Genomic DNA, 11,963 nt, shown 5'->3' with positions numbered 1-11,963 from the left:
CGGTGACAGCTCGGCCGGTGGCGCCCATCCCCATGGACTACGAGCCGCCTGAGCCGGAGGCCTGGGGCCGTACGCAGGTCACCATCACAGGTCGAGGCGGTAGGGGGGAGGAGGTCCCTCTTACTGCCTCGGGCGGCTCGGCCTGGCCCGCTGTCTTCATGCTGCCGGGGGCGACGGGGCTCGATGCCCCGCCGGTCGCGCTCTTCTCCGATGACAGTCCGGGGCTCGACGGATCCATTTTCAGGTCCTCCCGAGCATCTGCCAGAGAGATCATGCTGCCTGTCTACCTGTATGGGATCGACAGGCCCACGGTCAACGAATTGAAGCGAAGACTCTTCTACACCCTCAATCCCAAGTCCGGTCCGTGCGTTCTGAAGTTCACGGAGGGCGACAACTCGACCCGGCTCCTGACCGCCTACTACAAGGGCGGCATGGAGGGCGCGGAGGGCGAGTCAGCCGGTTTCACCTGGGCCAAGTACGGCTTGACCTTCGTCGCTATGGACCCATGGTTCTACGGCGAACGTGAGGAGACGACGCGTTGGCGGTTCGGTGAGGGTGAGCCTCTGGTGAGCCCAACGAAACCGTTCTTCCCGATGGCCATTGCCGATGGAGTGATGGGCGGCCCTGGCAGCGAGATATTCATCAACAACCCTGGCGACGTCGACGCTTGGCCGGTATGGAAGCTCAAAGGACCGATCAAGTCCTTCAGTCTCGGCTACACGCCGGAAGTTGGGCCGCAAGCAGTCATCAAGGCAAATGCTCCCGCCGACGGATCGGATCTGATTCCTACCGGCCGCACGCTGACGATCGACACGCGCCCTGGGCGCAAGACGGTGATGGACGACAGGGACACGAACTACTGGTCCCGACTGGCTACGAACCCACAGTTCTGGTCTATCGAACCGGGTTACAGCACGGGTCAGTTCACAGTAGTCACGGGATCAGGTAAGGCGTCAGTGACGCTCTCGTTCCTGCCAAGGTACGCCACTTACGTCTAGGAGGTTCATGCCGTATCGCGTCGAGGTCTTCGACAAGGACTTGAAGCGGGTAGGCGAGATCGACGAGTGGATCTCATTGGATTTCACGGTCAAGCTCCGCCAAGAGGGCTCGTGGCAGATCCTCATCAAGGACGGCACCCCTCAGTCTCAACTCATCGAGAAGGGCGGAGGGATCGCCATCTGGCAGGAGGGTGTTTCCAAACCGCTCCTGTCGGGTCAGGTCGAGATCTTCCAGAAATATTGGACGAAGTTGCAGCACACTGGCCCTGGATCGCTCTACATCTCAGGCAAGTGCCATAACGTCCTGGCCTACCGCCGGTTGATGTTCCCCGACCCCTCCAGACCGGTGAGCGAGCAGTATCTGAGTCGCCTTCCGAACCGATGGGTCAATGAACCTTCCGCGGGTCATGCGATCTACAAAGAATTTCTCGCCGCCTTCGGGGCCGGCACAGTGCCTGACCGGCGAATCGGAAACATCGTCCTCACTGATTCGACAGCTGGTCGGGCGATGGGTGGAGTCCTCCGGTGGGACATTCTTGGCGAACGGCTTGAGGAGTGGTGCGAGAAGCGTGATGTTGCCTACCGCTTCATTTACAACGCCGAGACACAGAAGATTGATGCCGAGATCTTCGCCCTCCGGGATCTTTCCAAGACCGTCCGCTTCAGTCCCGACCTCGGCAACCTCCGCGAGTACATATGGACTCTCAGCGCACCCAAGGTTACGCGGGCCATCATCGGCTGCTCTGGGGAGAACCTGGAAAGATACTTCTACCAAAAGATCGACACCGCGTCAGAGGCCGAGTGGGGCATGCAGATTGAACGCCTCATCGATCAGCGGGACATTCAACTGAAGGTCGACCGGGCCACCGGCCAGCCGGTGAGATCCGACTCGTCGATGACGGCCGAGGACGTCGATGCAGCCAAATACGCAGTACAGACAGCAGCAGCCGACGCCCTTCGAGAGGGCGAGAAGAACGGTAATTTTCAGGTCTACCCGATCGATACGCCCGACTGCCAATTCGGTAAACACTACTTCGTAGGCGACAAGGTCACCGTAGCCGTGGACGGCACCGAGTACAGCGACGTCGTCCGGGAGGTCGTCATCTCCGTGGACGACGGTGGAAACACTCAGGACGTCGCCCCGAAAATCGGCGAGCAGGGTTCCGGCGAACCCTTGAACTTGTACAAGACCGTCTACGAGATGCAGAAGAAGATCAGGCGATTGGAGGCGAGGATGTAATGGCGCAGAGCAGCTATCCGTTCGACACCAGCAATTCCGACGGCGGCACGGCCGTGGTGTCACAGACACAGTGGCAAGACATGGCCCAGCAGTGGGGCGGGGACAGGATCGACTACCGCTTGACGGGGCCTGAGCCGACTGATTTGCCGTTCTCTGCGTCTGTCGTCAACGGCCGCCAAGTCCGTGTGAGTTCAGGCGCGGCATGGGTCGGCGGCTTCTACTACCGGTCGACGTCCAGTGTCGTCCTCGACATCGAGGCTACGCCGTCCTCGAAGGGCCGCAAGGACTTGATCGTGATCCGCCTGGACATGGCCAAGTCGGCGGTGCTCCTGGCCGTCGTCAAGGGCGTCGAGTCAGCGACACCGACGGAGCCCAGACCGACTCAGGTCCGCGGGGGCGTCTGGGAAATGCCGCTGTGGGTGGTCGACGCTCCGGCCGCCTCCGGCGCTCTCACGGTCCTGAGGCGCGGGCCGTTCGCCATGCCGTACCCGGTGGCATACCCGTGGGGGGCTGCTGACAGCGCCGCTCTGGTCCCCCGAAATGCGCTGTCATACGACCTCGATGCCAACTCGATCGGCGGCCAGCAGGAGGCTTTTCACGGGCACGACGGCTACGCCATCACCCGGCATCTGGGCAGATCGGAGACGTACACGCCGAGCACGGTCAGTACGACTTTCCAGCTACCTACCGCGGATCGCTTCGGGCGGTGGCGGTGGATTGCCCCGAACATGCTGTGGGTCCAGGTCACCATCCGTAATGGACTCGACCAAGGCTGTAACGCCGAGCACGGTGAATGGCGAGTCGGCCTGTCACTCCCAAAGCGGAGCAACCCAAGGGGAATTCAGACTCTACACGGGTACATGTCGAATCCCGGCCTTTCAGGACTGCTGCCCAACATGCTGTCCATCACGGCCACTACAGAGCCCGGAACATCAACTCTGCTTCTGCATACGCCGAATCACAAGACTCCGGCCGAAGGGCTCGACGGGCTAAAGAGCTTTCCAGCGAAGTCGACGCTGTCCATTTCCGGTGTCGTCGAAGCGAACGAACTCAAGGAGTGACGTATGCGCTATCTCTTCGGTGGGACGGCTGCGGATGTGGCTGAGGACGCATCAGGCGTCCGCGTGCCTGGCGCTACCGGGACGGTGTGGACTGGTCCCGGCGAGGGGGCCACGCAGGTGACTGACCTCCTGGCCCTCGACGGCGCGCCCATGACGGAGCTCGTCGCCGACGCCTCCGGGATGCTCCCGGGCTTCTACGGGCCGGAGGAGCGGACTCGGCTCTACGCCGACTTCGGCGGGGCCAGGGTCGCTCTAGTCGCTGTCGACACGGCCGACAGGCTCAGCGAGCACCAGGCCGCCGCCGACCCTCACGGCTCCACCACGGCGGCCGTGGAGGCGATCCAGGCCCGCATGGGCAGGCCGCTCGGCTTCGCCCAGCTCGACGAGAACGGGAAGGTCCCGGCCTCGCAGCTTCCGCCCTGCCCCTGCCAGACGCAGCCGCCCACTGCCTGAAGCCCAACCAACGCTCCAGCCCCCATCCCTGGGGGCCTTTTCCATGCCCAGGAGGCCCCATAACTCCCACTCAGATTCTGTCGACCGGGGCCGCCCTCGCTTCTGTAGTCGCCGCGGCCGTTGTCGTCCTTGCTTCATTCCGAACCAGTGCGGCCCGCGTGTGGCGCGAGGAGGCCGAGGCCCAGAAAGAGCGAGCCGACCGCCTTGCCGGTGACCTCGACGAGATCAAGGCCCGCCTCGCTCGAATCGAGGCCGAGAACGCTCGACTGATTCATCTTCTTACTTCTCTTGACCCTGCCCGTCTCGCTGTCGTGCGGCTGACGGATGACTCTACGGAGGATTGATTTTGGCTAAGCCTATGACGCCTGCTCAGATTAAGGCGCAGCTCAGGAAGTTCGATGTTCCGTTCAAGGAGTACCGATCCTGGGAGACCCACAACCGGAATCACAAGGGCGCTTGGGGCCCCGTGAACGGCTTCATGGTCCATCACACTGGTTCTGACTCCAGGGACCAGCGGGCCCTTCTCTACGGCGGAATAGCGGGCCTCCCTGGGCCGCTCTGCCATTTCGGGCTCGCCCAGGACGGCACGGTTCATCTCGTCGGCTGGGGCCGAGCGAATCACGCCGGTTCCGGTGACCCTGACGTTCTCCGGGCTGTTCAGAACGAGTCCTACGGCAAGAACCCTCCGGCTGACAATCAGTCGACTGTCGACGGCAATGCCCGCTTCTACGGTGTCGAGATCTGGTACTCCGGAAGCCATCAGATGACGGGCCCTCAGTACAAGACTCTACTCAGGCTCGCTGCTGCCGTTTGTGACTTCCATGGCTGGTCTGAGAAGAGCGTCATCGGTCACGGCGAGTGGGGCTCTCCTGGCAAGTGGGATCCCGGCTACAAGCCCGGTCGCATGATGGACATGGCCGAGGTGCGATCCGACGTAAAGACGGTGCTCAAGCCGGGCGGCAAGCCGCCGACGAAGCCCGACAAGCCGAAGCCGCCCACCAAGCCGAAGCCTGGCCCCGGCCCCTTCCCCGGCACCGCGTATTTCCGTCCTGGTGCCAGCAACAAGTACGTGACGATGCTCGGTAAGCAGCTCGTCAAGCGCGGCTATGGAAGGTTCTACAAGGTAGGCCCTGGCCCGACGTGGACGAGCGTCGACCGGGCCGCGGTGCGCGCCTTCCAGAAGGCTCAGGGCTGGTCTGGCAGTGATGCCGACGGCTATCCAGGCCGTGAGACATGGCGCCGACTCTTCGCCTAATCCCCATCACCAATTCGAATGTGAGGAATCATTGACTGACTTCGTCTCTGCCCACGCTGTCCGGCTCCACTCCATCCTCTCCGCCGTGCTGATCTCTCTGCCGATCATCTGGCCTGACATCGACTGGACGGCTCTTGCCGCGTCCGCGGCGGCCCTTCTCGGTACCGGTGTTGCTGCGGCCCGGCACGAGGACACCAAGACCACTGCGGCGCTTGCTGCGCCGCCGAAGGACCCCAACTGGGGCTGATTGAGCCCTGAAACACGAAAGCCCCCTGCCCTTTCGGGTAGGGGGCTTTTCTGTGTTGCCTAGGATTATCTCTCTTCGACCTTCTCGTCGCCACGCTTCGGCCAGGGATCAACGGTGTACCAGAAGGACAGGGCAGGCCCTACGACGGCGACAGTAAGGCCCACCATCACCCAGATGACTCCGCCCTTTGCCGACATATCCGGCCGGGGATTCTCAGTACCGAGCCACGATAGTAGATCCCACTCAACAAAGATAAGGGTGAAAGAGTAGACGTACACCAGGGTTCCAATGTACTTCCAGGGTCTTTTCAGAAACCACGCCCGAACGTCCTGGGGTGACTTATCCAGTACTTTCCTCCACTTGCGGACCTCCAACGCCAGAGCCAAGGCGACGGCTGGCGTAAGGGTCGCCATTGGCATGGCCAACTCCGTAGTCATGCGCATCGCACCATCTTGCTACGGCAGCCGTGATGATGGGGCGAAGCACGCCTACACCGTGCCCGAACGCCACCCATGCCGCGTATGCGTTGTCTCCCCAGTCGCACAGGATCTGAGAACGAGAACCTGTCACCGGCTTGCCCACCAGGTGACTCCCGCAGCAGTGCAACTAGCTGCAATCGAGACCAGCCAAGGCGGGATCCGCCTAACGGTCACGTGCACGCCCCCGAATCGTAGTTCGATCTGCGGGGGTGCACTCTGCTGATCTTTACTGCGGTTCGGCACCTGCCCTCCTGAAGCCTGTTGCCCCTATACAAAGCACCCTTGTCAGGTGGCACACCATCTGGTGAGCCCTGGCAAAACCTGGCGAATAGTCGCGGAGCCGTAGCGAATCTGTCGGCTCTCTTGACATCCCTCCTGGTCAAGACTGCTTCAGGTAGGCCGCAGGGCGCCGATGCCGCAACATGCGGAGGCCCGCCCCCGTGTCCGTGGGGGCGGGCCTCCTGGCGCTCGTCGAGCTGCTGCCGTCAGGCGTTGGCCTTCTCGTAGGCCTCGCGGATGTTCGCCGGGACACGGCCACGGTCGTTGACCTCAAAGCCGTTGTCCTTCGCCCACGAACGGATGGCAGCCGTGTCCTGGCCGCCGCCCGCCTTGCTCCCCGCGGACCGCTTCCCGCTCCCACCCCGGCCTCCACCGGTCTTGCGACCGGCCGCCAGGAACGGCTCAAGCGCCTTCCGCAGCTTCTTGGCGTTCTTGTCCTTCAGGTCGATCACGTACTGCTTGCCGTCGAGGCCGAACTCAACGGTCTCGTCCGCCTCGCCGCCCTCCAGGTCATCAATGAGCAGGACCTGAACCTTCTGAGCCATCTTCGTGCCTTCCGTGAAATGTGTTCGCTGATGATAGGCGGCCTACAGGCCGCCACGCTTCTTGAGGGCTCTAATCTGCTGATCGGCTCGACGCTGGACCAGGATGATTGCCCGGACGAGGAGCACAGTAGAGACCACTGCTCCTACATAGATTCCCCAGTACATGACGGTGCCGAGGACGGTCACGTCATGCAGTACTGCTGTGGCGATGAGCCAGACCAGACCGCACCCGGCCCATAAGGATCCCGCCCTCTCGGTCTCCTTCTGAGCGCTCTTCCGTATGGCGCGTAAGTCTCCCTGCAACTTTCCTACCCCCCAAACGATTTGGGGGATCATCTCAGAGGCAGAGTGAGAGCGCTAGCTGGAAAGTTGCCTAGTCGGGGTCGGAGACGGGTTCGACCCTCCCGCGAGGCTCAGGAATGTTGCGGGCTAGGAGCTGCTTCACTCGGCCCCTCGGCACTCGGGTAGCTAGGGCAATGTCAGTCATTGTTGCCCGTCGGAGTGCCAGGGCAGACACCGCCTTCTTCAAGGCCGTCGCGTAAGCCTCCTCAGCGGCCCTTAGCATCTCCAGCTCCGGTGTCACCGGAGTAATGACGATCTCTGCATCCCCACCCACAAGGGCAAGACCCTTGATGGTGTTCTCTCGCGCGGCTTTCAGTGAGCGCCCGTACCCGTACACCCCGTACTCGGGGACCTGCACCGCCCAGACCCTTCCGCGCCTGATGGCCTGGCATTCGATGGGCTCGTTCACGGCGTACCCCCCAAATCGTCGATGATCTGTTGGGCGAGGACCTGCGGAAGGGGGTTGGGCAGCGCCACTTTTCGGTCTCCGATCCGGTAGAGCGTGTGCGTGTCGCTGCTGTTGACCACAGTGACGGTGAGCCCTCGCTGACGAGCTGCGGCGCGGATGCGCAGTAGCGGCCCCCCTGCGTCCTTCGACGCCCGGAGTCCTGCGGTGACCTCCTGGGCTGCCTTCCACTCCTCCAGGCTGACCACTGGTTCGTGCACTTCCTTGGGTGACCAGACCCATTGCGAGATGGGGTTCAGCGTCGTGTATCCGGCCCGGCCGGTGCGCGATGCCTTGCGGTTGTACACCTGATACCCGGTCAGTTTGGGGTTGGCAATCAGACCTTCCACGAGGTTGTACGTCCACCGGCCCTCGATCGGGTATCGGTCAGGGTCCGCCTCCAGGACGGCGATGATGTCCCCGCCTCTCAGGTGCTCTTCTCGTCGCAGTCGGCACAACTCTCTGGCTGCGTTGAATCGACGCGAGTCGGGGTGAGGCGCCAGCTTCTTCTTCGGCCGTGTGACGCCGAATCGGCCTTCTCTCGGCTCGGGGGCATCCTCGTCGACCACCGCAATGTAGGGGTACGGCGGGTAGCCATGATTCCAGCCGTTGATGGCGTGCTGGATCTGTCCCCCCATCGACATCTCCAAGAGGGTCGCCCGGTAGATCTCCGCATCCACCTGGCTGTACCGGCGGGTGCGCAGTCTGCCGGATTCGGTGCCGCCCACGGCTTCGTTGGCATACACCACCTCGACGCCAACCTTCTCCAGGTGGTGCTCAACGGTGAGGCTGGTCAGCATCGCGCGGGCCACACGGTCAGAGCGCTCCGCCAGGACGTGTGTGACGCCCATCGGTCCGGCCTGGTCCATCAGGTCCTGAAGTCCTCCGTCACGGGGGACGGGAACGTTCAGAGCGTCGTACTGCTCGGGCAGACCTCGGCCGCGGAGGCTGACGGGGAGCATTCCTGACTCGACGTCCCAGAAGTGCGCTACGAAGTCCTCGTTCGGAAGCAGACGTTCGGAAGCTAAGGCAACCTGTCGCGGCAGGGAACTGCTCGGATTCTGGCGGTCCTTGGTGGAGACGCGGCCGACGAAGACGGGCCGACGCGGACGTTGATCTACCTCCTCGAAGTTCGGCAGGCCCGTAAGGTCTATAGGCGGTCCGAATTGCGATATCACTGCGCTCCGATATGTAGTGAGCCCGGCCGTATTTGGGCATGGAAATGGGGGCCAGTCTCCCGGCCCCCAGAATTGCTCATCGATTGTGGGACTTCAGTCGTCCTCGTTCCACCGCTCTCCGGCAAACGTCGGGTCGAACCAGGATGCCGGGGTCGACGAGTCTGGGTAGCGCTCCTGCACCTGTCGAGCGTGCTCGGCGGCGGCCTGGTGGCCTGCCTGGCAGCGCCAGATGATCGTGCCGGTGCCAGCGTGTGACGGCCGCCCCGTCACTGCACCTTGGCAGGTGTGGCCCTCGTTGCCACGGTCGAGACAGTCACGGCCTTCGCTGGCCTCTGCGTTGTCCACGTTCCCTCTCCTCTTCTGGAGCCTCAACCGATCTGTCTGTGAAGGCTGGTCGCCGCCTTCTCGGCGCTCTCCGACGAGAAGCCGAACCGATCCTCGACGACTTCCGTCGCCATCCGAGGAAGCCCTTCCAGGTACGCCGCAATGTGCCGTATCGCAGGCTTGTCGGCCACCAGCATCGCGCTACCGGCGCCCCCGTACGACGCAGCAGCGAGCACGCCCACGGCCGCCTGGTCCTCCTCCGCAGCCCCCTCCATCGCGTCGCCGTCGAGCAGGCCACGGACTATGTCCGCATCGACCGCCACGGCCACAAGCTCGGCCATCTCCTCACCTTCCGCTATCCGTCAATCTGACGCCTAATCTTCTCGGCCTGCTTGCCAGCTTCAGCCCTGGAAAATCCAAAGCGCTCCCAGGCATGGATCACGTTATGCCAATCATCCCGGATGACTTCCAAGTAATTCACGATATGCAGAACGTCTTCAGTCGAGCCCCGCAGAATTGCACTCTCACCACGATTGGCCGGTACATACTCAGCTGCTTGCAAAATCTCGACGGCTCGAATGTCTCTGGGATCTGGTCCCACCATGGCGTCGCCCTCGACCAGGCCACGCACCATCTTGGCGGGAAGACGAACCTTAGGGAGTTGATCCCAACGGGCCTGTTCCTCTGGGAACCGACCCTTCATGATCTCCCGCACTACCGCAGGGCTTCGAAATTCTTCCAGCGTGAGGAAGCCGATCAACTCCCCATCCCGCTTTCGAAAAATGGGGTGCCCTAGGTCTTCCGGAACAGCGATCAGAGCCCCGGCACCGATGTCCATGAAGTACGGCTTTCCCTTCGGCCACACCTTCGGCCTATCGGATTGACCACCGCTGGCAGCTGAAGCATCCCCGCTCATCTCGGCAGCTCCGGCTTCTCTGTCGGCATGACCGAGTTTCGGCTCAGCAATACGATTTCCCAGGATAGGGGTGTGCAACTCACAGGCGGTCGGGAGGACGCACTCACCCTCACTATGAACTCGGTATCCAAGCTTTAGTGCCTCTTGGATGCCCAATTCGGTCAGCGTCGCGTTCCATGTGTTCTCCCGCTTGTGGTTGCCGACCCCACCATTCCATTCCGTCTCAATGTAGTAGTCCACGGCTACTAGCCCGGCCTTCTCCAAAGACCTGGCTGTGGCCAGATGGAGACCTCCACCTTTGACGACACTCGTTGGGAATGTCGTGAGGAGCCGTTTCAGGCCTGCTAGCTGCTTCTCGTTCAGCCCCACGTATGCAGTCTCTTTCCGGTGACGGTAGACGGGCCGCCCCCCTTGCTAGACCAGGTGCCCCAGTGGGATGCGGTATGGGTCCCGGGGCTGCTTGGTTCTCTTCTTCGGCTGCTTCGGGCTCGGCCGCGGGGGTCGAGCTGGAGGAACAGGCGAGCTAGGGACGACCTTCAGACTAGGCCGACCAAGCGTCGGCTGGGACACCAGCTTGAAATAGATCGGCACGGTGCCGGGGCTCCTGGTCGGTCGCTCCTCCCATGCCATGTCAGGCTCGTCGGCTGCCGTCTGCCGGAGCAGGGCCGCAGGGTAACGTGATCCGACGGCCCTGTGCAGCTCGGTCGCCCTCATCTCGCCGCCTGCCCGCCTCAAGGCCTCCCTCATCGCCTCCGCCAGGGGCCGGACAGTCCGGCCTGTCTTCGGGGCCTCCGCCAGGACGGCCCTGATGGACTTGTTGGCGTAGGCCACGAAGGCCGCCGCAGCAACCACACACCGCCCCGTGATGCGCTCCTCCATCGAGGCCGCCGACAAGATCGTTGCCACACGCTTCGTCTGTTCATACGCGCGCTCGATGAAGACACCAACCTCAGGAGGCGTGTTCTCCAATTCCGCTTGATAGTCGAGGCGAAGAGCATTCAGGCGGTCCACCGCTGACTGGGTCCAGCGCATGAACCGTGGCTCGTCCGTCGCCCACCTGTAGGCCTTCCCGAGCCGCTTACCGGGCTTCAGCTCGTCCAGCGGGCTGCCGCCGTCGGTCGCCTCAGGGATCGTCTGGGACGCTCGGACGCACACGAAGAGCATCCGGTTGTAGAGACCGCTCGCCGCATGCTGTGGCTTCACGTAGTGACGGAAGACGAGCGGTTGAACATGCGCGTATAGGCCCAGAAGAGGTTCGGGAACCCTCGTGACGATACTGCCGTCCTTGCCCTTCACCGTGTTACTGATGGCCTTGCCGTCCCAGGCACGAATCAGAATGCTGCCGTAATCACTGTCCTTCCCGGCGGCCTTCAGGGTGTCGCTCATCTCCTCCGTGTAGAAGAGCGCTCGACCATCCGGGCCGCCCTCGGCCTGGGCGGTGTCCTCCTCCAGCTCGGCGAGGCTCTGCACGATGGCAGCACCCGATTTGAACGACTCCCGCCGACGCGTCCCGAGGAAGCTACTCAGTGACGGCCCAAGGGCCGCCCACGCCGTGTCGGCGGCGTACCCCTTACGACCGAGGTTCGACGGCCCCACGAGGACCGACCAGACGACCGCAGGGCGGCCGGAGCCGGGCTGTCTGATGTGCCCTTGTACTGCGGCCGACCAGAGCGCTAGCAGCGAGGCCAGGACGCCGACAGGATCAGCCTCCGTGTGCGGCATCGCCCGCCGCACGGCCTGGCCCATGGCGCCGTACGCCATGTCGTCGAAACTGCCGTACTCCTCCACTGCTCCCCCTCTCAGGCAGCCTCGTATGCCGACTTCGGCTGAGTGCAGATCTTCTTCAGCTCACGTTCCATCCTGTCGCTGTGCGAACTGCACAGCAGATACTTAACGCTCTTGGTCGCGACCTTGTCTGTTGCCTCCGCCTCCTTTCCATTCGCGTTGCAGATGTCGCACAGGTCGAGACTGACCGTCTTCGTCGCCATGACTCCTCCTCCTGGTGAGCGCCCATGGAAAAGGCCCGAAGCGCCGGAAGCACATCAGGCCCAACCATGGAAGTTCAGCAAGAAAGGTTTTCGGCGCTAGTCCTCCGCAGGACATTCCTCGTGCTCGTCTTCCAGATCAATCATGAACTGAAAAGAGTCCGGCGGCACATCCCGGTACACGATGAACTGTTCCTTGCAGGCTCCGCACCTGTA

General features: G+C 62.8%; 16 protein-coding genes. 6 read left to right on the top strand and 10 right to left on the bottom strand.

What is annotated here, in order from left to right; genetic code table 11:
- Window positions 1-32: 32 nt before the first annotated feature.
- From QUY26_RS32950 to QUY26_RS32935, 4 genes are all read left to right on the top strand, one after another.
- Window positions 33-998, top strand: a complete 966-nt coding sequence (locus QUY26_RS32950) for a phage tail domain-containing protein (RefSeq protein ID WP_289953164.1) — start codon at window positions 33-35, stop codon at window positions 996-998.
- A 7-nt stretch (window positions 999-1,005) separates the two neighbouring features.
- A complete protein-coding gene (locus QUY26_RS32945) occupies window positions 1,006-2,238 on the top strand; it encodes a Gp37-like protein (RefSeq protein WP_289953163.1) in 1,233 nt (410 codons plus the stop codon).
- A complete protein-coding gene (locus QUY26_RS32940; protein WP_289953162.1) occupies window positions 2,238-3,299 on the top strand; it encodes a hypothetical protein in 1,062 nt (353 codons plus the stop codon). Before QUY26_RS32945 ends, QUY26_RS32940 begins: the two co-directional genes overlap by 1 nt.
- Before the next feature lie 117 nt (window positions 3,300-3,416).
- Complete coding sequence (locus QUY26_RS32935) at window positions 3,417-3,752, top strand: hypothetical protein (RefSeq protein WP_289953159.1); 336 nt, start codon at window positions 3,417-3,419, stop codon at window positions 3,750-3,752.
- 134 nt (window positions 3,753-3,886) lie between these two features.
- Here the strand turns inward: QUY26_RS32935 and QUY26_RS32930 are convergent, their stop codons facing one another.
- Window positions 3,887-4,027 (bottom strand): hypothetical protein, encoded by a 141-nt coding sequence (locus tag QUY26_RS32930; protein ID WP_289953157.1) that lies wholly within the window; start codon window positions 4,025-4,027, stop codon window positions 3,887-3,889.
- 83 nt (window positions 4,028-4,110) lie between these two features.
- On the opposite strand from QUY26_RS32930, the gene QUY26_RS32925 reads away from it, so the two are divergent.
- Both QUY26_RS32925 and QUY26_RS32920 read left to right on the top strand, forming a co-directional pair.
- Window positions 4,111-5,007 (top strand): peptidoglycan-binding protein, encoded by an 897-nt coding sequence (locus tag QUY26_RS32925; RefSeq protein ID WP_289953154.1) that lies wholly within the window; start codon window positions 4,111-4,113, stop codon window positions 5,005-5,007.
- A gap of 85 nt (window positions 5,008-5,092) precedes the next feature.
- Window positions 5,093-5,254, top strand: coding sequence for a hypothetical protein (locus QUY26_RS32920; RefSeq protein WP_289953153.1), 162 nt, complete (start codon window positions 5,093-5,095; stop codon window positions 5,252-5,254).
- Between the two features lie 65 nt (window positions 5,255-5,319).
- Here QUY26_RS32920 and QUY26_RS32915 read toward each other — a convergent pair whose 3' ends face one another.
- From QUY26_RS32915 to QUY26_RS32875, 9 genes are all read right to left on the bottom strand, one after another.
- Window positions 5,320-5,691 (bottom strand): hypothetical protein, encoded by a 372-nt coding sequence (locus QUY26_RS32915; RefSeq protein ID WP_289953151.1) that lies wholly within the window; start codon window positions 5,689-5,691, stop codon window positions 5,320-5,322.
- 527 nt (window positions 5,692-6,218) lie between these two features.
- Entirely contained in the window at window positions 6,219-6,557 is a 339-nt protein-coding gene (locus tag QUY26_RS32910; protein ID WP_289953150.1) for a histone-like nucleoid-structuring protein Lsr2, read from the bottom strand.
- Between the two features lie 373 nt (window positions 6,558-6,930).
- Window positions 6,931-7,308 (bottom strand): hypothetical protein, encoded by a 378-nt coding sequence (locus QUY26_RS32905; protein ID WP_289953148.1) that lies wholly within the window; start codon window positions 7,306-7,308, stop codon window positions 6,931-6,933.
- Complete coding sequence (locus QUY26_RS32900) at window positions 7,305-8,213, bottom strand: recombinase family protein (protein WP_289953146.1); 909 nt, start codon at window positions 8,211-8,213, stop codon at window positions 7,305-7,307. The genes QUY26_RS32905 and QUY26_RS32900 overlap by 4 nt, the downstream gene beginning before the upstream one ends.
- A gap of 402 nt (window positions 8,214-8,615) precedes the next feature.
- Entirely contained in the window at window positions 8,616-8,867 is a 252-nt protein-coding gene (locus tag QUY26_RS32895) for a hypothetical protein (RefSeq protein ID WP_289953145.1), read from the bottom strand.
- A 23-nt stretch (window positions 8,868-8,890) separates the two neighbouring features.
- The gene (locus tag QUY26_RS32890) at window positions 8,891-9,187 is read right to left on the bottom strand and encodes a hypothetical protein (RefSeq protein ID WP_289953143.1); all 297 of its coding nucleotides are present in this window, start codon (window positions 9,185-9,187) and stop codon (window positions 8,891-8,893) included.
- A 14-nt stretch (window positions 9,188-9,201) separates the two neighbouring features.
- Entirely contained in the window at window positions 9,202-10,131 is a 930-nt protein-coding gene (locus QUY26_RS32885) for a hypothetical protein (protein ID WP_289953140.1), read from the bottom strand.
- Window positions 10,132-10,176: 45 nt separating this feature from the next.
- The gene (locus QUY26_RS32880) at window positions 10,177-11,550 is read right to left on the bottom strand and encodes a hypothetical protein (protein ID WP_289953137.1); all 1,374 of its coding nucleotides are present in this window, start codon (window positions 11,548-11,550) and stop codon (window positions 10,177-10,179) included.
- Between the two features lie 11 nt (window positions 11,551-11,561).
- Window positions 11,562-11,750: a hypothetical protein gene (locus QUY26_RS32875; RefSeq protein ID WP_289953136.1), complete on the bottom strand. Its 189-nt coding sequence runs from the start codon at window positions 11,748-11,750 to the stop codon at window positions 11,562-11,564.
- Window positions 11,751-11,963 lie beyond the last annotated feature (213 nt).

The sequence above is a fragment of the Streptomyces flavofungini genome (genome assembly GCF_030388665.1).
Lineage (GTDB): Bacteria > Actinomycetota > Actinomycetes > Streptomycetales > Streptomycetaceae > Streptomyces > Streptomyces flavofungini_A.
The sequence above is the reverse complement of the archived record's forward strand: the minus strand, read 5'-3'. Positions and strand labels throughout refer to the sequence as shown.